The sequence below is a fragment of the Gordonia sp. w5E2 genome (assembly GCF_036540975.1).
In the GTDB taxonomy this organism is placed as follows: domain Bacteria; phylum Actinomycetota; class Actinomycetes; order Mycobacteriales; family Mycobacteriaceae; genus Gordonia; species Gordonia jacobaea.
Genome location: NZ_CP144213.1, coordinates 2166800 through 2191395 on the forward strand (window position 1 = coordinate 2166800; position 24596 = coordinate 2191395).

22 protein-coding genes are annotated in these 24596 nt (G+C 65.6%); 10 read left to right on the forward strand and 12 right to left on the reverse strand.

Annotated elements, in window-relative coordinates; genetic code table 11:
• Positions 1-18: 18 nt before the first annotated feature.
• Entirely contained in the window at positions 19-1248 is a 1230-nt protein-coding gene (locus tag RND64_RS09875) for an aminotransferase family protein (protein ID WP_049697484.1), read from the forward strand.
• Positions 1249-1292: 44 nt separating this feature from the next.
• Here the strand turns inward: RND64_RS09875 and RND64_RS09880 are convergent, their stop codons facing one another.
• A complete protein-coding gene (locus RND64_RS09880; protein ID WP_083444265.1) occupies positions 1293-2096 on the reverse strand; it encodes an SDR family oxidoreductase in 804 nt (267 codons plus the stop codon).
• Between the two features lie 100 nt (positions 2097-2196).
• On the opposite strand from RND64_RS09880, the gene RND64_RS09885 reads away from it, so the two are divergent.
• Complete coding sequence (locus tag RND64_RS09885; protein WP_049697174.1) at positions 2197-3018, forward strand: helix-turn-helix transcriptional regulator; 822 nt, start codon at positions 2197-2199, stop codon at positions 3016-3018.
• Between the two features lie 58 nt (positions 3019-3076).
• On the opposite strand, the gene RND64_RS09890 is transcribed toward RND64_RS09885, so the two are convergent.
• Together RND64_RS09890 and RND64_RS09895 are read right to left on the reverse strand one after the other, a co-directional pair.
• The gene (locus RND64_RS09890; RefSeq protein WP_049697175.1) at positions 3077-3610 is read right to left on the reverse strand and encodes a carboxymuconolactone decarboxylase family protein; all 534 of its coding nucleotides are present in this window, start codon (positions 3608-3610) and stop codon (positions 3077-3079) included.
• Positions 3611-3621: 11 nt separating this feature from the next.
• A complete protein-coding gene (locus RND64_RS09895) occupies positions 3622-4209 on the reverse strand; it encodes a peroxiredoxin (protein ID WP_005204599.1) in 588 nt (195 codons plus the stop codon).
• Between the two features lie 130 nt (positions 4210-4339).
• Between RND64_RS09895 and RND64_RS09900 the strand changes: the two genes are divergently transcribed.
• Positions 4340-5287: a hydrogen peroxide-inducible genes activator gene (locus RND64_RS09900; protein ID WP_049697176.1), complete on the forward strand. Its 948-nt coding sequence runs from the start codon at positions 4340-4342 to the stop codon at positions 5285-5287.
• Positions 5288-5306: 19 nt separating this feature from the next.
• Here RND64_RS09900 and RND64_RS09905 read toward each other — a convergent pair whose 3' ends face one another.
• Both RND64_RS09905 and RND64_RS09910 read right to left on the reverse strand, forming a co-directional pair.
• The gene (locus RND64_RS09905) at positions 5307-7445 is read right to left on the reverse strand and encodes a DEAD/DEAH box helicase (protein WP_049697177.1); all 2139 of its coding nucleotides are present in this window, start codon (positions 7443-7445) and stop codon (positions 5307-5309) included.
• Complete coding sequence (locus RND64_RS09910) at positions 7445-8443, reverse strand: PAC2 family protein (RefSeq protein WP_049697178.1); 999 nt, start codon at positions 8441-8443, stop codon at positions 7445-7447. The genes RND64_RS09905 and RND64_RS09910 overlap by 1 nt, the downstream gene beginning before the upstream one ends.
• Before the next feature lie 265 nt (positions 8444-8708).
• Between RND64_RS09910 and RND64_RS09915 the strand changes: the two genes are divergently transcribed.
• On the forward strand, positions 8709-9371 hold the full coding sequence (locus tag RND64_RS09915; protein ID WP_200903187.1) for a hypothetical protein: 663 nt from the start codon (positions 8709-8711) through the stop codon (positions 9369-9371).
• Positions 9372-9462: 91 nt separating this feature from the next.
• A complete protein-coding gene (locus RND64_RS09920) occupies positions 9463-10536 on the forward strand; it encodes a DUF4192 domain-containing protein (protein ID WP_235434257.1) in 1074 nt (357 codons plus the stop codon).
• Between the two features lie 26 nt (positions 10537-10562).
• Here RND64_RS09920 and RND64_RS09925 read toward each other — a convergent pair whose 3' ends face one another.
• Entirely contained in the window at positions 10563-11246 is a 684-nt protein-coding gene (locus RND64_RS09925) for a metal-dependent transcriptional regulator (RefSeq protein WP_049697181.1), read from the reverse strand.
• Positions 11247-11379: 133 nt separating this feature from the next.
• Here RND64_RS09925 and RND64_RS09930 point away from each other — a divergent pair, with 133 nt between their 5' ends.
• Positions 11380-12624, forward strand: coding sequence for an acetoin utilization protein AcuC (locus RND64_RS09930; RefSeq protein ID WP_049697182.1), 1245 nt, complete (start codon positions 11380-11382; stop codon positions 12622-12624).
• 82 nt (positions 12625-12706) lie between these two features.
• Entirely contained in the window at positions 12707-15616 is a 2910-nt protein-coding gene (locus tag RND64_RS09935; RefSeq protein ID WP_049697183.1) for a bifunctional acetate--CoA ligase family protein/GNAT family N-acetyltransferase, read from the forward strand.
• Between the two features lie 19 nt (positions 15617-15635).
• On the opposite strand, the gene RND64_RS09940 is transcribed toward RND64_RS09935, so the two are convergent.
• Positions 15636-16646, reverse strand: a complete 1011-nt coding sequence (locus RND64_RS09940; RefSeq protein ID WP_049697184.1) for a sigma-70 family RNA polymerase sigma factor — start codon at positions 16644-16646, stop codon at positions 15636-15638.
• 191 nt (positions 16647-16837) lie between these two features.
• The gene (locus RND64_RS09945; protein WP_049697185.1) at positions 16838-17224 is read right to left on the reverse strand and encodes a DUF3099 domain-containing protein; all 387 of its coding nucleotides are present in this window, start codon (positions 17222-17224) and stop codon (positions 16838-16840) included.
• Positions 17225-17406: 182 nt separating this feature from the next.
• On the opposite strand from RND64_RS09945, the gene RND64_RS09950 reads away from it, so the two are divergent.
• Entirely contained in the window at positions 17407-17682 is a 276-nt protein-coding gene (locus RND64_RS09950) for a DUF3039 domain-containing protein (RefSeq protein ID WP_049697486.1), read from the forward strand.
• 28 nt (positions 17683-17710) lie between these two features.
• On the opposite strand, the gene RND64_RS09955 is transcribed toward RND64_RS09950, so the two are convergent.
• Positions 17711-18904, reverse strand: a complete 1194-nt coding sequence (locus RND64_RS09955; RefSeq protein WP_049697487.1) for a YihY/virulence factor BrkB family protein — start codon at positions 18902-18904, stop codon at positions 17711-17713.
• A gap of 332 nt (positions 18905-19236) precedes the next feature.
• On the opposite strand from RND64_RS09955, the gene RND64_RS09960 reads away from it, so the two are divergent.
• On the forward strand, positions 19237-20961 hold the full coding sequence (locus RND64_RS09960) for a DEAD/DEAH box helicase (protein WP_049697186.1): 1725 nt from the start codon (positions 19237-19239) through the stop codon (positions 20959-20961).
• Positions 20962-21039: 78 nt separating this feature from the next.
• Here RND64_RS09960 and RND64_RS09965 read toward each other — a convergent pair whose 3' ends face one another.
• Entirely contained in the window at positions 21040-21246 is a 207-nt protein-coding gene (locus RND64_RS09965) for a DUF7455 domain-containing protein (RefSeq protein ID WP_005173003.1), read from the reverse strand.
• A gap of 300 nt (positions 21247-21546) precedes the next feature.
• Here RND64_RS09965 and RND64_RS09970 point away from each other — a divergent pair, with 300 nt between their 5' ends.
• Positions 21547-21882: a DUF952 domain-containing protein gene (locus tag RND64_RS09970; protein ID WP_053117349.1), complete on the forward strand. Its 336-nt coding sequence runs from the start codon at positions 21547-21549 to the stop codon at positions 21880-21882.
• Between the two features lie 15 nt (positions 21883-21897).
• Here RND64_RS09970 and RND64_RS09975 read toward each other — a convergent pair whose 3' ends face one another.
• Together RND64_RS09975 and ppgK are read right to left on the reverse strand one after the other, a co-directional pair.
• The gene (locus tag RND64_RS09975; RefSeq protein WP_049697188.1) at positions 21898-23358 is read right to left on the reverse strand and encodes an RNA polymerase sigma factor; all 1461 of its coding nucleotides are present in this window, start codon (positions 23356-23358) and stop codon (positions 21898-21900) included.
• Between the two features lie 234 nt (positions 23359-23592).
• Positions 23593-24378 (reverse strand): polyphosphate--glucose phosphotransferase, encoded by a 786-nt coding sequence (gene ppgK / locus RND64_RS09980; protein WP_049697189.1) that lies wholly within the window; start codon positions 24376-24378, stop codon positions 23593-23595.
• Positions 24379-24596 lie beyond the last annotated feature (218 nt).

A 24596-nucleotide genomic window follows, 5' to 3' on the forward strand; every position in this document is an offset into this window, starting at 1 on the left:
CCGGGCATCATTGAGCGCATGTCAGGTTCACTGTGGCACGGATTCGCCGATATGGGGTCGGTCAGCGCAAGCGGCCCGTTTGTGGTCACGCGGGGTGAGGGCACCCGCGTGTGGGACCGCGATGGCAACGAGTATCTCGACGCCACCGCTGGTCTCTGGTTCACCAATATCGGTCACGGGCGCACCGAGGTCGCGCAGGCGGTGGCCGATCAGCTCTCGACGCTCGCGCATTACTCGGGATTCGGCGATCTCACCGCCGACGTCACCGACGCACTTGCCGATCGGCTCGCGACAATCGCGCCGGTTCCCGGCAGCAAGATCTTCTTCACTTCCGGCGGAAGCGACTCGATCGACACTGCGGCGAAACTCGCGCGGCGTTACTGGGTGGAGGTCGGCAAGCCGGAGAAGACGATGATCGTCGGCCGTACCAAGGCCTACCACGGCATGCATGTCGCGGGCACCTCACTCGCGGGCATCCCGGGTAACCACGACGGCTACGGCACCCTGATGCCCGACGCCCAGACCGTCGAGTGGGACGACGCCAAGAGCCTGCTCGGACTGATCGAACGCGTCGGTGCCGACAAGGTTGCCGCGTTCTTCTGCGAGCCGATCATCGGCGCGGGCGGCATCTACCTTCCGCCCGAGGGCTATCTGGCCGAGGTCCGACAGATCTGCCGCGACAACGATGTGCTGTTCGTCGCCGACGAGGTGGTGACCGGCTTCGGCCGTATCGGAGGCGAGAGCTGGTTCGCTTCGGCGCGCTTTGATCTCCAACCCGACATGATGACCACAGCGAAGGGCTTGACGTCGGGGTACGTCCCGATGGGTGCGGTCTTCATCGCGCCGCGCGTCGCCGAACCCTTCTACGCCGGTGGTGTCTGGTGGCGTCACGGTTACACCTATGGCGGCCACGCGGGAGCTGCGGCAGCCGCGATGGCCAACCTCGACATCATCGAGCGGGAGGGACTCCTTGCCGAGGCGGCGAGGCTCGAGGGCGATCTGGCAGACAAGCTCGCCCCGCTCGCCGACCTCGACGCGGTGTCGGAGGTGCGCACCGGACTCGGTGTGGTCACGGCCGTCCAACTCGCCGACCCGGCGCAGGCGCCCGCAGCGGTCGGTGCTCTGCGTAAGCACGGCGTGAGCACCCGCGCCGCAGGGCAGGGCGCGCTGCAGGTGTCGCCGTCGTTCGTGATGACGACCGCCGAGGTCGGCGAGCTGGCCGACCGTATCGGCGCAGCGCTGGGCTGAGCCGGTCAAAGCTTGGCCGGTCGGTCAAGCGCTGGGCCGGTCGCTCAGCCCTGTGCCGTCGGCAAGACCTCGATCGACGCGGCGTTGACCGCAGCCGGAAGCGATACCGACCAGGCGACCGCCTCCGCGATCGCGGCGGCGGGGATCGGCGGGTTCTGTACGGCGAAACCCGCCAGGAACTCCTTCGAACCCGGGTAGGTCATGTCGTGGCCGAGGTCTGACTCCGTCATTCCCGGTTCGATGACCCGCACACGGATACCGTTGGGGCCCAGCTCTGCTCGGAGCGTTCGTGTGAGGTGCGACACGGCGGCCTTCGTCGCCGTGTAGACCGCGTACGTCGGTAGCACGATGTGCGCGCCGATTGAACTGATCAGCACGAGGTCGGCGGATCGTCCGTCCGCCGCGGCCGCGCGCAAGCCCGGGATGGCGGCGCGAGCGGTGTCGAGTACGCCCATCACGTTCACATCGAGCATTCGACGCCACTCGTCGCGGTCGGCGTCGTCGAACGGCGCCGCGAGCATCGCACCGGCGTTGGCGACGACGAGATCGGGTGCGCCGATGCGCTCCGTCACTTCCTCGAACGCTGCGGCGACGGCACGGGGGTCACTGACGTCCGTCGCGATGGCGAGGCCGTCGAATTCGTCAGCGACGTCGGTGAGCTTGTCGATTCGACGACCGAGCAGCGCGACGCGTGCTCCGCGCGCCGCCAGCGTCCTTGCCGTCGCGGCGCCGATACCCGTACCTGCGCCGGTCACCACCGCGATGCGGCCGTCGAGAGTTGCGGTGTTCTCGTGTTGTGTCAGTGCTTCATGTGGCAGTGCTTGTTTCGTCCTGGCTTCTTGTGTCATAGCTACAAGGATCGAGCGGCTCGGACGGCACGAACAGACCGCGTCGTGAGGGGTCCTCGCACTACCTGGCTGTCGATCGCTGCGAGCCTAGACTTTCGCTATGACCGCACTCGGAGAGTTCCTGCGCGCCCGCCGCGAGCGTGTCGACCCTGCGACGCTCGGTCTGCGGACGGTCGGCCCGCGGCGTACGCCCGGTCTGCGTCGTGAGGAGGTTGCCAGTCTCGCCGGCATCAGCGTCGAATACCTTGTGCGGCTCGAACGTGGACGCGACCGCAATCCGTCGGCTGCGGTCGTGGCCTCGCTGGCCGATGTACTCGGACTCGATGATGCCGAGCGTGAGCATCTCGCCGCACTCGCCGATGTGCGCATCGACGTCGACTTCGCCGATCATGAGGTGGTCGAACCGATACGAGTCTTGATGGCTCAATGGCAGCAGCCTGCGATCGTGATGAATCGGTTCATGGACCTCCTCGCGATCAACGACGCAGGAGCAGCACTTCATCAGGCGATCGGGACCGTGCCCGGAGACAACATGTTGCGCAAGCTCTTTCTTGATTCGCACGCTCCGTCGATCTATCCCGATTACGAGTTGCTGGCGGCCGAGACCGTCGCCAACCTGCGATCGCTCACCGGAGCAGACATTGATCATCCGCGTCTGCGCGACCTCGTGGGCGAACTCTCGCTGCACAGCCCGTTGTTCGCCGAGATCTGGGCGCGCAACGAGGTTCAGGTGAAGTCCAGCGGCGCCAAGCGGATAGTGCTCGCCGACGTCGGCGTCGTCGAATTACGTTGGGACACTCTCGAAGTCGCCGGTGCGCGGGGGCAGAGGGTCGTCGTCTACCAGCCTGTCGAGGGCACCGGCAGCGCCGAGAAGCTCGCACGACTCGACGCCGCCGCCAGGGTCGGTGTGGTCGGCAGCTGACCCGAACAGCACACTGCCCCGGTCTCGTGAGACCGGGGCAGTGCAGTGGGGTGATAGATCAGGCGTTCGCCAGCACCTCGGTGGTGGTGATGGCCTGTGCTACACCGGTAATCGTCGCGGCGACCTTGACGGCCTCCCAGACCTGTTCCTTGGTCAGGCCGCCATCACGGACGACCTTCGCGTGCGCTGCCGTGCAGTCGTGGCAACCGTTGATGGTCGACACGGCGAGGCTCCACAGCTCGAAGTCGGTCTTGTCGACGCCGGGGTTGCCGATGATGTTCATCCGCAGACCCATGCGCACCTGGGTGTAGTCGTCGCCGAGAAAACTCTTGGCGCGGTACGCGACATTGTTCATGCCCATGATCGACGCCGCGCCCAGCGCCGCGTTGTAGGCCTCGGCCGAGAGGGTGTCCGCGGCTTCCTCGGAGACCTCGGCCAGCACCTTCGCGTTGCGAGATGCCGCAGCCGACGCGAGGAAGGTGCCCCAGAGCTGCTGCTCGGAGAGCTCGGTCGAACGCGCCAGCGAACTCAGATTGAGCTTGAGGTCCTTGGCGTACTCGGGGAGGGCTTCCTTGAGATTGTCGATGCTCATGCCGATTCCTCTCAGACGCTTGCGGTGAGGAGCTCGCCGGCGTCGATGGTCGGATCGCCCTTCTTCCAGTTGCAGGCGCACAGCTCGTCGGACTGCAGTGCGTCGAGAACACGCAGCACCTCGTCGACGTTGCGGCCGACGGAACCGGCCGTCACCGAGACGAACTGGATCTCGTTGTTGGGGTCGATGATGAAGGTCGCGCGATCGGCGACGCCATCGGCGTTGAGAACGCCTGCGGCGGTGGCGAGCTCACGCTTGAGGTCGCTCAGCATCGGGAAGGGGAGGGTCTTGAGGTCCTCGTGCTGTGCACGCCACTGGAAGTGGACGAACTCGTTGTCGACGGACGCGCCGAGGACCTGGGCGTCGCGATCGGCGAACTCGTCGTTCAGCTTTCCGAAAGCGGCGATCTCGGTCGGGCACACGAACGTGAAGTCCTTGGGCCAGAAGAAGACGATGCGCCACTTGCCGGGGTGATCGTCGCTCGACACCTGGGTGAAGTAGTCGTCGGGCTGCTGGGCGTCCACCTTGCTCAGGTCGCCTCCGATGACCGCCGTCAGGTTGTAGGCGGGGAACTGGTCTCCGATGGTCAGAAGAGCCATGTGTGTTTTCGCTCCTTCGTGTCGATTGCGTTCGTGGGTGGCGCGCGAACTCACGTTCTGCAGTTGCCTCTCAATTCTGCCGAAAAGCCACCAAAAGCGAAACGTGATGATTAGCACTAGACTGATAGGCATGAGTGATAAAAGTTATCAGCCGTCCGTGGCCGGTCTGCGGGCGTTCGTCGCACTCGCTCGCAAACGTCATTTCGGTTCTGCGGCAACAGAACTCGGTGTCAGCCAGCCGTCTCTGTCGCAAGCACTCGCCGGCCTCGAGGCCGGGTTGGGCAAGCAACTCATCGAACGTACAACGCGGCGTGTCTTCGTGACGCCGGAGGGCGAGATGCTTCTACCCAAAGCGATCGCGGTGACCGACGCCGTCGACGAATTCCTCTCTGCCTCCGCGGGTTCCGACGATCCACTTGCCGGCACTCTGCGACTCGGCCTGATCCCGACGGTCGCGCCATACGTTCTGCCGACCGTACTGCGCGGGCTCGCCGCCGAATTGCCCTCTCTCGCTTTGCGGGTCGTCGAGGACCAGACGGCGCGACTGGTGGCGCAGTTACGTGAGGGCTCACTCGACGCCGCGTGTCTCGCGCTACCCGCCGACGTGCCCGGCCTTGCCGAGATACCGATGTACGCCGAGGATTTCGTGCTGGCGCTGCCGTCCGATCATCCGTTGGCCGGACGCAAGCGCGTCGACCCGAGTTCGCTCGCCGACCTTCCGCTCCTGCTGCTCGACGAGGGGCACTGCCTACGCGACCAGGCGCTCGAGGTGTGCCGACTCGCGGGCGTGCGCGCCGACATCGGGCACACCCGAGCGGCGTCGTTGGCGACCGCGGTGCAGTGCGTCGAAGGTGGTCTGGGCGTCACGCTGATCCCAGGGACCGCCGTTGCCGCCGAAACAGCGGGCGGCGACCTCGCGACCGCGACATTCACGACGCCGCGGCCGGGGCGTCGAATCGGGCTGGTCTACCGCGAGTCGTCGGGCAGAGGCGAGTCGTATCGGCGACTGGCGTCCATCATCGCCGGTCTTGTCGAACAGACCGGCGCGGTGCGCGTGGAGAAAGCGGCTGCCGTGTGAGAGTGATTCGGTCGGCGTCTCAGTGTTCCTCGGCGAGGGCGTCGGCGGCGGCGGTGCGGGCCAACTCTTCCCACTCGTCGAGGAGACTTGAGTCGACATCGCGGACCATGTCGCCGACGCGTTCGGTGAGTTCGACGATCTCGTCGGTCAACACCGTGGTCGGAACACCCTGGCGCAACACGCGATAGCAGTCGGATAGGTACCGCAGTACCACTCCTTCGCTGCGGGCCAGACCGTAGGCAGAGATCAGTTCGGTGAACGTCATCGCTCGCTCGAGCATCAGCCGGAGGACCGACTTCGGCGACGGCGGAAACCCCGCTATCCACGGGTGGGTCCGGCGGTAGACACCGAAGGCGTAGTCGATCTCCTCGGCGAGCGGTTGCGGCCAGGTGATCTCCTCGAGCCGCGCCATGCGCTCCTCGTACTCGACGCCGTCGGCTTTCATCTCGGCGATCGCAGCGTCGCGCGCTTCCTTGCGCTGTGCCATCAGCACCGGGCGGGGATCGTCGAGAGTGGATTCGAGGATCGAGACGACGTCGAGCGCATAGGTCGACGAATCCGGATCGAGTAGCTCGAAGGCGGCGAGCGCGAAGGCCGACAGCGGGTTGGTGAGTGCGAAGTTCTCGGGCATGTCGACGCTGAGCGCGACGTATCGGCCCTCGTCGTCGGGTTCGGGTAGTTGTACGACGATGCCCGCGTCGCGCAGGTCACGGTAGAGGCGAATGGTGTGGCGGATCTGTCCCAGTTGTCGATTGCGGGGAAGATGGTTGTCTTCCAACAGATGTCGCGTGGCCGCGAAGCAATCTCCGGGCCGGCCGAGGACTTCGAGCAACATCGCCGTTGTCATGCGGAAGTGCGAGCGCAACGGCTCATCGGGTGCGTCGACGAGTTGCAGGAACGTCTTCTCGCCCCAGGAGACGAAACCCTCGGGTGGCTTCTTGCGCACCAGCTTTCGCAGTTTCTTCGGGTCGTCGCCCGCCTTGGCGACCGCGCGGGCGTTCTCGACGTCGTGCTCGGGTGCCTGCGCGACGACGTAGCCGATGGTGTCGAAGCCTGCTCGCCCGGCGCGGCCGGCGATCTGGTGGAATTCGCGGGCGCGCAGACGACGTACGCGCGTGCCGTCGTATTTGCTCAGACCGGCGAACAGGACGGTACGGATGGGCACGTTGATGCCGACTCCGAGGGTGTCGGTACCGGCGATGACCTTGAGAAGTCCCTGTTGGGCAAGGCGTTCGACGAGACGTCGGTAGCGCGGCAACATGCCTGCGTGGTGGACCCCGATGCCGGCGCGGAGCAGCTTCGACAGGGTGGAGCCGAATCCGGTGGAGAAGCGGAAGTCGCCGATCGCCTCGGCGATCTGAGCCTTCTCCTCCTTGGTGGTGATTCGTGCCGACAGGAGTGCCTGCGCGCGCTCGACCGCTGCTGCCTGGGTGAAATGCACGACGTAGATCGGGGCGCGACCCGCGTCGATGAGTCCCTCGATCGTCTCGTGGATAGGCGTCATCGCATACGTGTATTCGAGGGGGACCGGTCGATGGGTTCCGGTGACCGCGGTGGTCGTGCGGTCGGTGCGTCGCGACAGGTCGTCGACGAAGAAGCTGATGTCGCCGAGCGTCGCCGACATCAGAAGGAATTGCGTGTGCGGAAGCTCGATCAGCGGGACTTCCCACGCCCATCCGCGGTCGGACTCGCCGTAGAAGTGGAACTCGTCGGCGACGAGAACCCCGATATCGCTGTTCGGACCGTCGCGAAGTGCGAGGTTCGCGACGATCTCGGCGGTCGCGCAGATGATCGGAGCGTTGGCGTTGACCGAGGCGTCGCCGGTCATCAGGCCGACCTGGTCGGCCCCGAACTGAGCGCAGAGATCGAAGAACTTCTCGCTGACCAGCGCCTTGATCGGCGCGGTATAGAAAGCTCGTTGGCCCCGACATCGGGCGAAGTAGATGGCGCCGGAGGCAACGAGCGACTTGCCCGAACCAGTCGGTGTGGCCAGGATGACGTTGTTACCCGAGATCAACTCGAGCAGCGACTCCTCCTGATGGGGATACAGGTCGATGCCGCGGTCGGCCCACCATCCGGTGAACGTGTCAAATGCGGCGTCGTCATCGTCGGCGACAGGGGTCAGCGTCGTCGCCGACCCCGAAACGGACTCGTCGATCAGTTCGGCGATGACGAACCGCCGTTGCCGTCCTCGTCGTGGAGATCTCCGGTGCCGTCCGGATCGACGTCGCCACGCGATTGCTCCGCCAGGAACCGCTCGAGTTCAGCGCCGAGCTCATCCCCGCTGGGCAGCGGTTCGTCGGCGGCGAGCAGAGATGCGCGCTGAGTCTGTGCCTCGGTGAAGCTGTCGTACTGCGCCTCGAGCGCCGCGACGACGGATTCGATCTCACCGTTGCCCGACACCTCGGCGTCGACCTGCTCACGCACTGCCGCTGCTGCGGATTCGAGTGCACTGGTGGGCAATTCGAGACCTGTCAGTCCCGACACCGCCTCCAGCAGACGTGCTGACGCAGCCGGGTAGTCGGTCTGGGAGAGGTAGTGCGGCACGTGCACCGACAGTCCAGAGGTGCGTCGTCCGCCCTGACCAAGGCGCAGCTCCAAGAGCATCGACGCACTCGCGGGGAGCTTCATCTGCGAACCCCACGTCGGTAGGTCGCCCAACGATTCGGGCTCGTTGCCGTGCGCGGTCAACGACGACGGGCGGGTGTGCGGAACGGCCATCGGGATGGCGTTGAGACCGATCACGTCGGTGACCCGGAAATGGTCGGCGAGGCGTCGAATGGCCTCGGTGAACTGTTCCCACCGCAGGTCTGGCTCCGAGCCGGACAGCAGCAGGAACGGCTTGCCGGCGTTGTCGCGGATCGCGTGCAGCGTGAGCGTTGGCATCTGCACGTCGGTGAAGGTCTCGCCGCTGAAGGTGATCGTCGGACGGCGAGAGCGATAGTCCATCAGCTCGTCGTTGTCGAAGGTCGCGACCACCTCGGAGTCGAGCGAGTCGCGAAGATTCTGCGCGGCGAGTGCCACGGCGTGTCCCGCGTCGGCGAAGCCGTCGAGCGCGTGGATCAGTACGGGGCCGGTTCCCGCAGCGTCGGAGACCTGGGGAGCGGGGAAGGCGAGCTCGAAGAGCTGACGGCCCTCGTCCGGATTGGAATCCATGTCGTCCCTCCTCTTGAAGATCGGCACGTGCCTGTCCTACCTGTTCGTCGAATTGTCCCGCATCCACACCACTCGTGACCAATCGGTGTCGCTCGTCGAGCGTCCGCGTGACGCATCTGTGTTGTTCTTGCAGCGGATCCTTGTGTGTTAGCGGATCTTTGTGTGTTCAACAACCGCGCCCACCTCTCGATTCCCCGTGATGATCTGGAGACCGTCGGAGTGTCGTGAGCGGTGCCTCGGCCTTGCGGTGGCACAGTCGAAGGTCGTGGGTGTACGCAGTGTCGGTGTGGTGATGGGGTTGGCCGCGGCTTTTCTCGTGGCGTCGTGTTCGGTCGATGGTGATGCGACGCAGAACACTGCCGATCTCTCTTCGCGATCGGTGACCGCAGCCGATTTTCCGGTTTCGGGTGCTACCCGCGTTCCGCAGAACTCCGTCGCATACGCGATCGGCGACCTCATCGGCCGACCAGCCAACTCGCCCTACGATCCACCCGCGTGTCAGCCCGCGGCGGTCGGCTCCGACGGAGCCGTCGTCTATCTGGGAATCGTCGAAGCCGACCGTGCGTCCTTCACCTCCGCCGTCGTCGGAGTCGATGACGCGTTGAGCACGGTGGTCGATCAGGCGCGTGCGTGTCCTCGAGCGACCACCGGCAACGCGACGACGGCGACGAGCAAGGTGCAGACAAGGGTGTCCGACGCCCCCGAACATCCTGCCGGGGTCGATACCGCTGCCGTCCTGCGGACTGTCGAGACCGGTGGCGACCAGGCGCCGCTCTTGACGCGCACGATGACCTACATCGGACAGCAGGGCACGGTGCGCGTGTACTGCCAATACCGGTGGCCATCAGCGGGTGACATCAGTTCCGAGGCGAAGGGTCAGCTCGGAGCTCTGTTCGAGAAGGTGTTGCGGGCGGCTTTCGGTTCGTGAGTTTGTGCACCCGTCCGAGGGTGTGCACAACGTCGGTCATCGGAGCTTCTCGCGGGTTCGGGCGTCTCCGGGTGAACCCAAGATGTTCGACATGTCACTTCGAAACGATTCGTCGAACGGGCCGATCCGGACCGTCTCCGCGCTGCTCACCGCTATCCCTGGCTTCTTCGGGTTCATTCCCGAGCGCTCGCTCGTGCTCCTGGCACTCGCGCCGGACGGACGCACGGTCCAGGCGTCCGTACGGCTCGATCTCGACCTTGCCCCCGACGGCTCACCGGCGCGACCGATGCTCAACGAGATCGACAATCTGGCGCGAATATTTCAGGGCTACGGCAGCGCCGACCTCATCGCGGTCATCGGTGATGACCGCTTCGAACTTGATACCCGCACGTATGAGCAGATTCTGTCGAAAGTCGATCGGCGGATGCGACTGTGCGGAGGCATTGGTCGCGGCTACGTGTGCAGTCGCTTCGCCGAGGGGGAGCCGTGGACGCAGATCTGGGAGCACGGCGCTGCGCTGTCGGCGCAGTCGTTGAGGCACTGCGGGGTGCTCACCGACCCTCGGATCTCGCCGACCGCGGTGTCCGGTGCCGTGCATTCAGGGCGCTTCCTCATGGCGAACCGCGCGGAGATCGCAGCGATGCTCGCTCCGACGCCTCATTGCGACGACGGCTCCTGCAGCACCATCGCCGACGACGGCCGCTTCGATGACGAACCACCACAGGAACTCCTGGTAGCGATCTACGAGGCGGTCGTGATGGAGTCCGACTACTACTCGTGCGAGCGGGTTGCCGAACTCGAACGCGCGATCTGCGACGTTCGGGTTCGCGATGCGGCCCTGGCATTCGCGGTCACAGATCTTCGCTCAGGTGCCGAGATGTTGTGGCGTGAACTGACCCGACGGTTGACCGGTACCGGACGAGCCAGCGCTGCAACACTCCTCGCGCATCTGCACTACATCGCAGGTGAGGGGAGTTTCGCAGGTGTGGCGCTCGACGTCGCGCGCGACGCCGACCGCAACTGGAAGCTCGCACAACTCCTCGACCACTCGCTGCGCAACGGATTACGTCCGGACAACCTGTGGCACCTCATCGGTGATTCGTACGACGCGGCAGCGGAGCTCGGCCTTGTCTTGCCGCACGCAACCCTGCGCGATGCGGGTTGACGTGTTGCTCCGAATTGTGTTGTCGCTCAGACCTTTTCGACGAACAGTGAGTGGGCCATCTCCGGAGACAGTGTCAGTCCGGCGTGCCCTGGCGTGCTGATCTCCACCTTCTGCGGCGTGCAGGTCACTGTCACGCGTGCGTTCGGGACCACGCCCGCCTCGCGCAGCGCCGCGATCAGCTCTGTATCCGACTGCGCGTGCTCGGAGAGTCGACGCACGATCACCGCAACCGCCTCACCCTGCGGGAGGTCGGACAGGCGCGCGGCCTCACCAGTGGACGTCGTCGTCTCGACGCCGAGCTCTTCCAGGCCGGGAATCGGGTTGCCATATGGCGAGGTCGTCGGGTTGTCGAGCACGGCGAGGAGACGGCGCTCGACGTTCTCGCTCATGACATGCTCCCAGCGGCACGCTTCCTCGTGGACCTCGTCCCAGGGCATGCCGATCACGTCTACGAGCAGCCGCTCGGCGAGACGATGCTTGCGCATCACGGCGACCGCGAGGGCGCGACCCTTGTCGGTCAGCTCGAGGTGCCGGTCGCCTGCGACGCGCAACAGTCCGTCGCGTTCCATACGCGCGACTGTCTGAGACACAGTCGGTCCGCTCTGCTCGAGTCGTTCGGCGATGCGTGCGCGCAGTGGGACGATTCCCTCTTCTTCGAGGTCGTAGATCGTCCGGAGGTACATCTCGGTGGTATCAACCAGATCGTTCACTTGAGCCAGTCCCTTCCGTCTTTACAAGAGTACCTTGACCTGCGTTCGAGACTGCCTCGTCACATGCCGAACGCGTCCGGCCCGCGCGGCGAGGCACTAGCCTTGGTCGTGTGCGTAGTGCGTGGAGACATCAATGAGCGCGGCAGTGATCTGGAGCGAGGAGTTCCTCTCGTATCGCTGGGCACACACCCACCCGATGAATCCCGTGCGCTTGGCGCTGACGATGACGCTCGCGCAGAGCCTCGGAGTGCTCGACGATGTCGACGTCGCCGAACCACTTGCGATCGGCGATGATGCGCTGACCGTCGTCCACAGTCAGGACTACATCGACGCGGTGCGTGCTGTCGGATCGGGGACGGCGTCGTTGTCGGGCCCGCTTCTCGAGCGTCTGTTCGGTCTCGGCGACTCCGACAATCCCGTGTTCGACGGAATGCACGAGGCGGCACGGCTGTTGGTCGGCGGAACGCTGGCGGCGGCGCAGGCGGTCGGTTCCGGGGCGGTGCGTCGAGCAGTCAATATCGGTGGCGGGATGCACCACGCGATGCGGTCGCGGGCTGCCGGATTCTGCATCTACAACGACTGCGCGGTGGCCATTCACTGGCTACTCGAGAACGGCTTCGACCGCATCGCCTACATCGACATCGACGCGCACCACGGTGACGGCGTGCAGGTGGCGTTCGCGTCCGACCCGCGCGTGATGACAGTGTCGCTGCACCAGCATCCGGCGACGTTGTGGCCGGGAACGGGCTGGCCGACCGAGGTCGGCGACGACGGCGCGGAGGGTTCCGCGGTCAACATCGCCCTGATGCCCGACACGCAGGACCGGTTGTGGCTGCGCGCCTTCCATGCCGTCGTTCCGTCGCTGATCGCCGAGTTCAAGCCGCAGATCATCATCAGCCAGTGCGGCGCCGACAGCCATCGCGCCGATCCGTTGACCGACCTGTCGCTGACCGTCGACGGGCAGCGCGCCGCGATGATCGCGATGCGCGACCTGGCCGAGAAGCATTGCGACGGTAGGTGGATCGCGGTCGGCGGAGGCGGCTACGGCGTGGTGAACGTCGTCCCGCGTAGTTGGTCGCACCTGCTCGGGGTCGTCCTTGATCGTGACGTTGACGTCACGACCCCGATCAACGAATCGTGGTGCGCCACAGCCGAACAGATCGCAACGCAGGTGCATTCGGAGTACTCGCAGGCGCCCGTGCATGTGATGGGCGACGATGGCGACGTCGACTTCGTCGAATGGGATGGCGACACGGGGCAGGAACCACCGCCCGGCATCGACGAGAGCGCCCAACGACAAACCGATCGCGCCATCATGGCCACTCGCCGTGCCGTGTATCCGCTACACGGACTCGACCCGGAGGACCCCCGTGACTGATTCCCCCGCGACTGACACCTCAGCCGCTGGTACCCCGGCCACTGATTCCCCAGCCGCTGGTACCCCAGCGACGGATTCAGCCGTGCAGACCGCTCCCCGGGACGATCACGGAGAGGGTGAGCGCCCGCGCGGTCCGTGGGATTACCCCCGACACTGGATCGCCGATGTCCTCGCGTCCGACGGTGGCGTGGTGCATCTGCGTCCGATCGTTCCCGACGACGCCGACCGCGTCGTCCGATTCCACTCGGGTTTGTCCGAACGCACCAGGTACATGCGCTACTTCGGTCCGACGCCGACGCTTCCGCCGCGCGAGGTCGCACGCATGACAACGGTCGACCACCGCAACCGGGTTGCGATCGTCGCAGTGCTCGGTGGGGAGATCATCGCGATCGGCATCTACGAGGGACTCGCCGCCGACGGCAAGCCCGAATCTGCCGAGGTCGCCTTCGTCGTCGCCGACGAACACCAGGGCCGCGGCCTCGGGCCGATTCTGCTCGAACATCTCGCCGGTGCCGCTGCCGAGAACGGATTCACCCGCTTCGAGGCCGAGGTGCTCAGCGAGAATCCCAACATGGTCGCCGTCTTCCGCGACGCCGGCTACCAGATCTCGCGCGCATTCGACGGCTCGACGGTGCACGTCGAGTTCACGATCGATCCCACCGAGGCGATGCTCTCGGTGCGCAACGACCGTGAGCGCGCCTCCGAGGCGCGCAGCGTCGCCAACCTGTTGCGACCGGCGTCTGTTGCCGTGATCGGGGCGTCGACCGATCCCAAGAAGGTGGGAAACGCGCTGCTGGCCAACATCATTGCGGCCGGATTCACCGGCCCTGTGTTCCCGGTCAATGGTCCCGACCGTGACGGTGAACCCGACGATGAGCAGGGCGGATCGGCTCACGACGCGGCGCGTGCCGGGGCGACGCGCCAACCACAGCGACGCCATCGCGGCCCGGCGCGGGCGCCCCGCGTGCGGCCGCCGTCGGTCAGGGGAATCCGCGCGTACCCGACGGTGCGCGACATTCCCGATCCGGTCGATCTCGCGGTGGTCGCGGTGCCCGCGGCGAGCGTCGACGAGGTGCTCGACGACTGCATGGTCAAGGGCGTGCGCGCGCTCGTGATCGTGTCGTCGGGATTCGGCGAAAGCGGTGAGGCGGGCCTGGAGAGCGAACATCGCCTCGTCCAGCAGGTCCGTGAGCACGGCATGCGCCTGGTCGGGCCGAATGCTCTCGGCGTCGCGAACAACGACCCGTCGATTGCGCTGAATGCCACTCTCGCGCCGCGTATCCCGCCACTGGGACGTGTCGGATTCTTCTGTCAGTCCGGTGCGCTCGGCATCGCGATCCTCGACACGGCCGCACATCGCCAGATCGGGTTGTCGACCTTTGTCTCGGCGGGCAACCGTGCCGACGTCTCAGGCAACGACCTGCTGCAGTACTGGGATTCCGACGCCGCTACCGACGTCGTGCTGCTGTATCTCGAGAGTTTCGGTAATCCGCGCAAGTTCTCGCGCATCGCTCGCAGAGTGTCGCGGTCCAAGCCGATCGTCGCGGTCAAATCGGGCAAGGGTGCGATGAGCCCGGTGCGTGCCGCACGGACGGCTGCGGCGAGCCTCGACGATCGCATCGCCCAGATGATGCTCGAGCAAGCGGGCGTCATCCAGGTCGACACCATTCCCGAATTGTTCGACTGCGCATCACTTTTCGCGTATCAACCGCTGCCTCGCGGTCCGCGGACCCGCATCATCGGCAACTCCTCGGTGCTCGGCAGTCTTGCCGCCGACACCGCGCGGTCAGGCGGTCTCGAAGTCGAGTCGACCATCGACCTCGGCGCAGGAGCCTCGGAGGACGAGTTCGAGGCCTCCGTCGCGCAGGCCATGGCCGATCCGGGTGTCGACAGCGTGATCGTCGTCTTCGTGCCACCGGTCGCCGTCGACCTCGACTGGCACGCACGCGCCCTGATCGCGGGCGCGAACACACCGGACGCCGACGCCGACAAACCGATCGTGACCACCTTCCTCGCCGTCGAGGGCATCCCGCCCGGCCTGATGAGGCCCGGACCGTCGGGGCTGCCGGCGCGCGGCTCGATTCCGTCGTATTCGTCCCCCGAACGTGCCGCGGCCGCGCTGGCACGGGCATGGCAGTACGCGCGGTGGTGTGCACGACCGGAGGTCCCCGTCGAGAGACCCGACGGGATCGACCCCGAGGCTGCGAGGACATGGGTGCGCGAAGCCATGTGGGGACTTCCCGACGACGATCCGGGCGTCGATTCTGGTGTCGATTCTGGTGTCGATTCGGACGGCTCCACGGTCGGCGGCGCCGATCCGGTGACGGTGCTCGACGACGTCGACTCCGCCCGCCTGCTCGAGTGGTACGGAGTCGAGGTGGTGCCCTTCCGCGAGGTCTCGACGATGCACGAGGCGTCGGCCGCAGCGCGTGACCTGGGATTCCCTGTCGCAGTGAAAGCAACATCACCGGCATGGCGCGGCCGACTCGACCGTGAGGGCGCACGTCTGGATCTGCCTGACGCCACCGCCGTGGTGACCGCCTTCGCCGAGATCTCGGAGCTGACCGGCGACGACGTGCTCCACGTGCAGAAGATGGCACCCAAGGGTGTCGGCACCATGGTGCGCATGCGCGACGACCCGTCGTTCGGGCCGTTGATTTCCTTCGGATTGTCGGGCAGGACGTTCGAGCTACTCGGCGACGACGGGTACCGCGCGATCCCGATCAATGCGCTCGATGCCGACGAACTCATCGACGAGCCACGATCGGCCCCACTGCTCTACGGGTATCGGGGAGAGGCCCCGGTCAACAGAGGAGCGTTGGTCGACCTACTGATCCGCATCTCGACGATGGCAGACGACATCCCGGAGATCCGCGAGATCGTCGTCGATCCCGTGCTGTGTTCGCCGGAGGGCGCCGCAATCCTCAACGCCCGCATACGAATCGGCCCGGTGCCCACCAAGGCGGACACCGGACCGAGACGATTGAGCTGATTGAGTTGGCGGGAGCGGGTCAGCTCGCGTAGGCGCGCAGGCGCTCGGCGCGCTCGCCCTGACGGAGCTTGCCCATCACCTCACGCTCGATCTGACGGACGCGTTCGCGCGAGAGCCCGAACATGCGGCCGATCTGGTCGAGTGTGCGTGGCTGTCCGTCGTCGAGGCCGTAACGCATACGGATCACCTGCTGCTCACGCTCGTCGAGCGTTGCGAGCACCGCGCGGACGTCGGTGTGCATGAGTCCGGCGATGACGGCGCTCTCCGCGGAGGTCGCCTCGGCGTCTTCGATGAAGTCGCCCAGTGGTGCCTCTTCGTCGCTGCCGACCGGCATGTCGAGGCTCACCGGATCGCGGCTGTGGTCGAGCAGATCTGCGATCTTCTCCGCCGGGATGCCCGATTCGTTGGCGAGCTCGTCGTCGGTGGCCTCGCGTCCGAGCTGCTGATGCAGCTCACGCTTGATGCGCGCCAACTTGTTGACCTGCTCGACCAAGTGGACAGGCAGACGAATGGTGCGGCTCTGGTCAGCCATGCCTCGGGTGATGGCCTGGCGAATCCACCAGGTCGCGTAAGTCGAGAACTTGAAGCCCTTCGCGTAGTCGAACTTCTCCATCGCGCGGATCAGACCGAGGTTGCCCTCCTGGATGAGGTCGAGAAGCGGCATTCCGCGGCCCGTGTAGCGCTTTGCCAGCGAGACGACGAGGCGCAGGTTGGCCTCGAGGAGGTGGGAGCGTGCTGCCTCGCCTTCGCGAATGACGATCGTGAGATCACGCTTCTTTGCCGCGGACAGCCGCTTGCGGGTCGCCAGAACGTGCTTGGCGTAGAGACCTGCTTCGATCTGCTTGGCGAGCTCGACCTCCTGCTCTGCGTTGAGCAGGGCTGTGCGGCCGATGCCGTTGAGGTAGACACGGACCAGATCCGCCGCAGGTGACTGTGCGTCGAGATCCTGTTCCGTCATCGCCGGACGCGAGGGGGTGGTGTCGCCAGAAGCGACGGTGGATGTGGAGCGTGTGACGGTGGAGCGTGACATCTGGCCTCCTAATCGAGTGCGTTCATAGGGTGCAACGACATGCACTCCTCGAAAGTTCCCCGGAGGCTGATTCGGGCTACTGGCTCCTGACCTGCATAAACACTCATTAAGGGATGTCGAACCGACTGAGAATCGGCTGAGATCTACGCGCGGTCGGTCTGTTACGGACGCGGTAGATCGATCCGGAAGCGTCAATGGGGATGTCGGTCGTCGGCGACCGTGGAGTCGATGACATTCGACTCGCCGCCGAGGGCCTGCGGACCGACGACGTGGTGGTCGGGACCGTATTTGTACTGGGCAACCTCTCCGCGCTTGCGAGGCGGCCGATCGTTGGCGATCAGTACGGCGACCCAGGGGAGTGGGATCGACAGTGCGACGATGCCGAGCGCCCACCAGCCCGATCCCGTCATGCTGTAGACGATGCCCGCGATGATCAGCGCGGGAACACGAAACGACATGAGCGTCAGATATTTCCGTACGCGTGTCCGGTGCTGCTCGTCGAGGGACTCCTGCGCGTCGGTGATGAGGAAGGCCTCGGGCGACACGTGATCGCGGCGTGGCCCCTCAGCGCCAACCATGACTGCGCTTCGTTCCGTCGAATCCCATGTCTCCACTGTTCCACTTTCAGTTCCTGATTGCACCGATGGGGCAACCGTGGTGTGACGCGCTCGGGCGTGTCAGGGCCGCGATGGTGGCCCGGGTCGTCGCGCGTGGCGGGTCACCGTGTCGGAATCGGCCCGTGAGGAGCACAATAGAGTGCATGGCTACCGAAACTATCGAGCGGCCCGACCTCGACGAATGGTCGGACACCAAGACCGATGAGCGGCCCGACGCCGATGCGACCGATCGGGGAGACGACGACAGACCCAAGTTCTTCCATTACGTTAAAAAGGACAAGATCGCCGAGAGCGCTGTCATGGGCAATCACGTGGTTGCCTTGTGCGGCGAGACATTCCCGGTGACGCGCTCGGCCAAGCCGGGTTCGCCCGTCTGCCCCAAGTGCAAGAAGATCTACAGTCGGATGCGCAAGGAGTGACTCTCCCCGCCTCAGCCACCGCCGCCCGCTAGCGACTCTCGCCGGGCGGCGGTTGCCGTTGAGGTCCCGATTCGCGGTCTGGGGGCTGCTGAGGACCCTTGCGGATCGGTCCGGTGGCCAGCCGCTCGGGAAGCGCCTTGATGTGGCCGGTGAAGTCGGAGGTCTGTTCGTGTACCCAGTGTCGGACGTGCGCGGTGGCGGGCGGTTTGGCGGGCCAGAGTGATTGGACCGCTGCGTTGAACTCGGCGCCGATCACGATCGCGAAGCCGAGGAAGAACGTGAAGAGCAAGAAGGCGATCGGCGTCGCCAGTGCGCCGTAGGTGTATCCGGCGCGTGTGATCGCGGCGAGGTAGATGCGCAGAACATAGCTGGCGATCCAGAAGAAGACCCCGGCGACCACCGCGCCTCCGACGAGCCTGTGCCAGGGCAACGGATTGGGCAGAGCCAGGTGGTAGAGCGTCGTGAGGACCCCGAGTAGCAGCAGCGCGACGAACGGGAAGTATCCGAAGTCGATCAGCGCGCTCACTCCTCGGTCCCAGGAGTCGGGAACGATCTCGTGCAAGTAGTTCGGGCCGAGTGCGACCAGCGGTAGCAGGAAGACCGACACGACGAGGAAGCACACGTACAGCAGGAGCGCGAAGATCCGCTGCCAAACCGGGTTGCGCACCTCGTGCTGGTCGTGCGCCCGAACGATCGACGCGACGAAACACGACACCGCCGACGAACCGGCCCACAGCGACAGGATGAAGCCCACCGAGATGACGCCGACCCGCCCGCGGCCGAGGACGTTGTCGACGGTGGGGGTGATGAGATCGTTCACGACGTTCGTCGAGAAGGTGCGCTCAGCGAAGCTGATGATCCGCGACGAGATCACCTCGACGGTGTCGGGACCGAACCACCCGGCGATGTAGCCGACGCTGCCGAGGAGCCCGAGGAGCAGCGGAGGTAGCGACAACGCTTGCCAGAATGCTGCCTGCGCGGCCCAGCCGACGATCCCGTCGTCCCAGGCCTTCTTGATCGTGCGCCAGACAACCCGATGCAGATTGGGCAGCACAGGAGGCCCGGGCGACGACGTCTGGTGCTCCTGCGGATCGTCGGTTCCCGTCGATGCGGTGCCGTCTTTCGTCGATCCGGTGTCGTCGGTCTCACGTGTCGGCGCAGCGCGCCTCGGGGCGTCGGGAGAATCGAGCGGCTGGCGTTCGTCTCCCAGCGGAAGATCCATCGACACCGGCGCAGGCCGACGAGGTGTTCTGCGCACGCGTTCTCCGAGAGCCGGCGACGGGGCGGCGTCGTCGGTCATCGGAACAGGGTTGCGGCGTGTCGTGGCTATGGGTCCAGCATCCCTGATCGGCGCAGGTTACGTGCGACACACCCCTTGCCGCGTGTCACAAAGCCCATCACCCGGCTCACCTCGACAGCCGTGTCTGGCGAAAGGCGCGTCGGCGCGAGCCGCTAAGATCGGAAGGTCCCCTCGGATGAGTGAATGTGTTCCGGCACGGTCCATCTGGCCGAGGGGTTGTTTCTTGCCTTCGCGCCGTCGGGAGCTTTGTTTACGTGACTTCTGCCCAATCGCCCGCAACGCCCGCCGGTCCGCCGCTACGCGCCTGGCAGCGTCGAGCGCTCACGAAGTACCTCGCGACCCGGCCGACCGACTTCCTCGCGGTGGCGACGCCAGGTGCGGGAAAGACGACGTTCGGACTTCGGGTCGCGCGGGAACTGCTCGACGATCGCACGATCGAACAGGTCACCGTCGTCACCCCGACCGAACACCTCAAGCATCAGTGGGCGCAGGCTGCCGCGCGCGTCGGCATCGCCCTCGACTCCCGCTTCCGCAACTCCGACGGTCAGACCAGCTCGGACTACAACGGCGTCGCCCTGACGTATGCGCAGGTGGCCGCGCACCCGTCGCGCCACCGGGTGCGCACCGAGAATCGTCGAACACTCGTGATCCTCGACGAGATCCATCACGGTGGCGACGCGAAGTCGTGGGGCGACGCGATCCGTGAGGCGTTCTCCGACGCCGTGCGGAGGTTGTCGCTGACAGGAACACCGTTCCGCTCCGACGACTCACCCATCCCGTTCGTCACGTACGAGCCGGAAGGGGCAGGAGTGCTCCGATCGCGTGCCGACCACACCTACGGCTACGCGGACGCACTCGCCGACGGCGTCGTGCGCCCGGTCGTGTTCCTTGCGTACTCCGGGCAGGCGAGTTGGCGCACGTCGGCGGGCGAGGAGTACACCGCCCGACTCGGTGAGCCGCTGTCCGCCGAGCAGACCGCACGAGCCTGGCGAACCGCACTCGACGCGCACGGTGACTGGATTCCGTCAGTCCTCCAGGCCGCCCACACGAGGTTGGGCCAATTGCGTGCGGCGGGCGTTCCGGACGCCGGAGGACTCGTCATCGCCACCGATCAGACCGTCGCCCGCGACTACGCCGAACTGCTCGAGTCGATCACCGGCCGCAAACCAGTCCTCGTCCTCTCCGACGACCCCAAGTCGACGTCGCGCATTTCGCAGTTCGCCGAATCCGACGATGAGTGGATGGTCGCGGTCCGCATGGTGTCCGAGGGCGTCGACGTGCCGCGTCTCGCGGTCGGTGTGTATGCGACGAGTGCGTCGACCCCGCTGTTTTTTGCGCAGGCGATCGGGCGCTTCGTGCGTTCGAGACGCCCGGGCGAGACCGCGAGCGTGTTCCTGCCCTCCGTGCCCGTGCTGTTGAATCTGGCGAGCCAGATGGAAGCCGAGCGCGACCACGTGCTCGGCAAACCGCATCGCGACAGCGACGGTCTCGACGACGCCCTGCTGATCGATGCCAACAAGCAGAAGGACGAGCCGGGCGAGGACGAGAAGAGCTTCCAATCGCTGCATGCCGACGCCGAGCTCGACCAGGTGATCTTCGACGGCTCGTCGTTCGGAACGGCGACGTTCGCAGGCAGCGACGAGGAATCGGACTACCTGGGCCTTCCCGGGCTGCTCGACGCCGACCAGGTGCGCGCTCTGCTCCGGAAGAAGCAGGCCGACCAGGTGGCACAGCGCTCGACGGTCACGCAGATCGTGCCTGCGGCAGATAAGGTGCCGACGCAGCCCGCGACGGGGGAGAACCTCCACGCGCTGCGCAAGGAACTCAACGGGCTGGTCGCGATGCACCACCATCGCACCGGTAAGCCGCACGGCATGGTGCACAACGAACTACGCAGCAAACTCGGCGGCCCGCCGACGGCCATGGCGACGGCCGACCAGCTCCGCGAACGCATTAAGGCGCTCCGCGCGTGGCGGTGACGTGGGCAGCGAAACCTGAATAGCAGAACACCCCGGCCACATCCGAGTGGTCGGGGTGTTCGCTACGTGTATCGGTCTCTAGACCAGCTCTCCCGCAGACTCTTCGACGGTGGCACTGAGCTCGACGAGTCGGGCTTCGTGCTCGTTGAAGTGGTGGCGGCAGAAGAGAAGCTCGCCGCCCTTGGGCAGGACGGCACGAACCTTTGCGGCTGCGCCGCAGCGATCACAGCGATCGGCAGCGGTGAGCGGTATGGAGATCGGGGTTGTGGTGGCGATGTCAGACATTTTCCTCCGTCCCGGTCCGGCGCCGGTGTGGTCGCCTTCCCTTCAGAGCCAACGCATCCGGACGATGCGTCAACCTCACTGTGTCAGACGTTTGGGGGCCCCGTATTGTTCCGTCGGTTTCCCGGGTGTGTCGTCACTCACCGTTTACATCGGTTCCCCGAGGTGCAACACAACTACACGACCCCGTTACGCGCGAGGCGATCTGGCTCACATTTCGATAGTGGTGAGACCTCTGGTGGCTATGGTGCTGCAGTGACGTCACCAACCGACGAGCCGGCCGTCGAACGCCTCATCCATCTGATGTCGAGTGCGGACTGGGACGCAGCCCGACACGAATCGGAACTACGGCCGCCGTCGCTGGCCGACGTCGGGTTCATTCACCTCTCGACCCCGCAACAGGTGCACCTGCCGGCAAACAGGTTCTACTCCGGTGAGGAGGATCTGCTCGCACTCCACGTCGAGTCGGCACGCCTCGACGCCGAGATCCGCTGGGAGCCCGGCGTCGACGACGATCCTGAATCGATGCTGTTCCCGCACCTCTACGGCCCACTACCGCTCAGTGCGGTGGTCGACGTCACGCCCTATCCGCGTAGCGAAGACGGCACATTCGCGCCGTTTGACGGGCGAAGTGCCTGAACCCCGTGACGACGGTCAGTCGAGGTAGTCGCGAAGCACCTGAGAGCGGCTCGGGTGGCGAAGCTTCGACATGGTCTTCGACTCGATCTGACGGATGCGCTCACGCGTCACGCCGTAGACCTGGCCGATCTCGTCGAGTGTGCGCGGCTGACCGTCGGTGAGTCCGAAGCGGAGCCGGACAACGCCTGCCTCGCGCTCGGACAGCGTCTCGAGAACCGACTGCAGCTGGTCCTGGAGCAGCGTGAAGCTGACCGCGTCGACCGCGACCACGGCTTCGGAGTCCTCGATGAAGTCGCCGAGCTGTGAATCGCCCTCGTCGCCGATCGTCTGGTCGAGCGAAATCGGCTCACGCGCGTACTGCTGGATCTCCAGCACCTTCTCGGGCGTGATGTCCATTTCCTTCGCGAGCTCTTCAGGAGTCGGCTCACGGCCGAGGTCCTGGAGCAGTTCACGCTGGATGCGACCGAGCTTGTTGATGACCTCGACCATGTGCACCGGGATACGGATAGTGCGGGCCTGATCGGCCATCGCGCGGGTGATCGCCTGACGGATCCACCAGGTGGCATACGTCGAGAACTTGTAACCCTTGGTGTAGTCGAACTTCTCGACAGCGCGGATCAGACCGAGGTTGCCCTCCTGGATCAGGTCCAGGAAAGCCATGCCGCGGCCGGTGTAGCGCTTGGCGAGGGAGACGACGAGGCGGAGGTTTGCCTCGAGGAGGTGATTCTTGGCGCGGTTGCCGTCGCGGGAGATCCAGTTCAGGTCGCGCTTCTGTGCGGTCGAGATCTTCTCGCCGGACTCCATGATCCGGCGTAGACGCTCGGTGGCGTACAGGCCCGCTTCGATGCGCTTGGCGAGTTCGACTTCCTCTTCTGCGTTGAGGAGAGCGACCTTGCCGATCTGCTTGAGGTAGGCACGAACCGAGTCGGCGGACGCGGTGAGCTCTGCGTCTTTACGGGCCTGACGAAGAGCCTCTGACTCTTCCTCGTCCCAGACGAAGTCTCCCGCGGTCTTCGCGTCGGCGTCCTTCGACGACTTGTCGGCGGGCGGCGCAACCGGGGGAGTGGCTCCGGCGGTCGTCTTGGCCGGAGTCTCCGGCTCCTCGGCGTCGTCATCGTCGGCCGAATCCTCGGCCGAATCCTCGGCCTCATCCTCGACGTCGATATCCTCGTCGTCGATCTCGACGTCCTCTTCGAGTTCCGCGTCGGGACCGTCGATGTCGTCGATCGAGCCGCCGTCGAGTTCTTCCTCGGCGTTGGCTTCTTCTGCCCCGTCGGCAGGACTCGCGGCCTTCTTGGCCGCCTTCTTCGGAGCGGCTTTCTTGGCCGCCTTCTTGGCGGGGGCCTTGCGAGCGGTGGCCTTCTTGGCCGCCTTCTTGGCGGTCTTCTTGGCCGTCGCCTTTTCTGCAGCCGGGGCCGACGTCGTCGTCGAATCCTCGGCTTCGGCGTCGCTCTGGCGGGTCTGGGTGGCTGCCACGTACAACCTTTCCGAACACAATCTGACACGCTGATTCACAGCGGAAAACCGCTGCGGATCGGGCTGGTTTCTCGGTGCATCGTCACCGGTGGAAACCATTGTAACGACAACATCACTCCGAATGTGACAAATGCCAGGTCAGACAGGTTGTCGCAGGATCGGTTACGTCGACTTCGCCAGCCCCCACCGATCGCCGACGGCTCGCGCTGGGAGACCGCGCAGACCTCGGCCTGATCAGGGCTTGAGACCCCGATCGACGGCCATCGCGGCGCCCACGATTCCCGCGGTGTTCTGTAGGGCGGCCGGAACCACCTTGGTGTCGTTCGTCAGGTACGGAATCCACTTGTCGGCCTTACGGCTGATGCCGCCGCCGGCGATGAACAACGACGGCCAGAAGAGCGCCTCGTACTCCTCGAGGACCGTGCTGACCTTCTTGGACCACTTCTTGTACGACCAGCCCTTTTCTTCCTTCACGCGCGAGGACGCCTGATGCTCGGCTTCCTTCTTTCCGACGATGAGGTGACCGAGCTCGGTGTTCGGTACGAGCGTGCCATTGACCAGGATCGCCGATCCGATGCCGGTGCCGAACGTCAGCAGCATGACAACGCCGTCGACTCCGCTTCCGGCTCCGTGTGCGTCCTCCGCCATTCCGGCCGCGTCCGCGTCGTTGACGACCGAGAGAGCACGCCCCCCGAGGTCCTTGGCGAAGAGCTCGTAGGTATTCGTGCCGATCCACCCCTTGTCGATGTTCGCCGCGGTGCGCATGGTTCCGTCGGTGATGACCCCGGGAAGCGTGATGCCAACGGGCCCATCCCAGTTGAAGTGGCCGACGACCTCGGCGACACCCTTCGAGACCGCTTCGGGTGTCGCGGGTTTGGGGGTGAGCACCTTGTAGCGTTCGCCGACGAGCTTGCCGGTCGTGAGGTCCACGATTCCGCCCTTGATCCCCGACCCCCCGACATCGACGCCGAACGCGCGGGGTCCGGCGGAATCTTTCGCAGAGGTGGATGAGTCGGTCATGGCGGCTTCCTCTCTCGGGGGATCGCGGTGTCCGCGACCGTGCGATATTCAGGCTATCGAGGGGTGACGTGCAACGGGCGGACGTTGTCGGAAATCGTGTCGCACGGTGACGATCACGTGACCGGCGAGTGACGGTATGCCTGCACCGGGTCGGGCGCGGTTGCCCGCAGGGTCGAGCAAACGTCACCGACATGGTCGCGCGAAGGTCAACTGACATG

Coding starts and splice junctions, on each gene's coding strand:
- RND64_RS09875 (WP_049697484.1), top strand. CDS start 19: ATGTCAGGTTCACTGTGGCACGGATTCGCCGATATGGGGTCGGTCAGC.
- RND64_RS09880 (WP_083444265.1), bottom strand. CDS start 2,096: ATGACACAAGAAGCCAGGACGAAACAAGCACTGCCACATGAAGCACTG.
- RND64_RS09885 (WP_049697174.1), top strand. CDS start 2,197: ATGACCGCACTCGGAGAGTTCCTGCGCGCCCGCCGCGAGCGTGTCGAC.
- RND64_RS09890 (WP_049697175.1), bottom strand. CDS start 3,610: ATGAGCATCGACAATCTCAAGGAAGCCCTCCCCGAGTACGCCAAGGAC.
- RND64_RS09895 (WP_005204599.1), bottom strand. CDS start 4,209: ATGGCTCTTCTGACCATCGGAGACCAGTTCCCCGCCTACAACCTGACG.
- RND64_RS09900 (WP_049697176.1), top strand. CDS start 4,340: ATGAGTGATAAAAGTTATCAGCCGTCCGTGGCCGGTCTGCGGGCGTTC.
- RND64_RS09910 (WP_049697178.1), bottom strand. CDS start 8,443: ATGGATTCCAATCCGGACGAGGGCCGTCAGCTCTTCGAGCTCGCCTTC.
- RND64_RS09920 (WP_235434257.1), top strand. CDS start 9,463: ATGTCACTTCGAAACGATTCGTCGAACGGGCCGATCCGGACCGTCTCC.
- RND64_RS09930 (WP_049697182.1), top strand. CDS start 11,380: ATGAGCGCGGCAGTGATCTGGAGCGAGGAGTTCCTCTCGTATCGCTGG.
- RND64_RS09940 (WP_049697184.1), bottom strand. CDS start 16,646: ATGTCACGCTCCACCGTCACACGCTCCACATCCACCGTCGCTTCTGGC.
- RND64_RS09945 (WP_049697185.1), bottom strand. CDS start 17,224: ATGGTTGGCGCTGAGGGGCCACGCCGCGATCACGTGTCGCCCGAGGCC.
- RND64_RS09950 (WP_049697486.1), top strand. CDS start 17,407: ATGGCTACCGAAACTATCGAGCGGCCCGACCTCGACGAATGGTCGGAC.
- RND64_RS09955 (WP_049697487.1), bottom strand. CDS start 18,904: ATGGATCTTCCGCTGGGAGACGAACGCCAGCCGCTCGATTCTCCCGAC.
- RND64_RS09965 (WP_005173003.1), bottom strand. CDS start 21,246: ATGTCTGACATCGCCACCACAACCCCGATCTCCATACCGCTCACCGCT.
- RND64_RS09970 (WP_053117349.1), top strand. CDS start 21,547: ATGTCGAGTGCGGACTGGGACGCAGCCCGACACGAATCGGAACTACGG.
- ppgK (WP_049697189.1), bottom strand. CDS start 24,378: ATGACCGACTCATCCACCTCTGCGAAAGATTCCGCCGGACCCCGCGCG.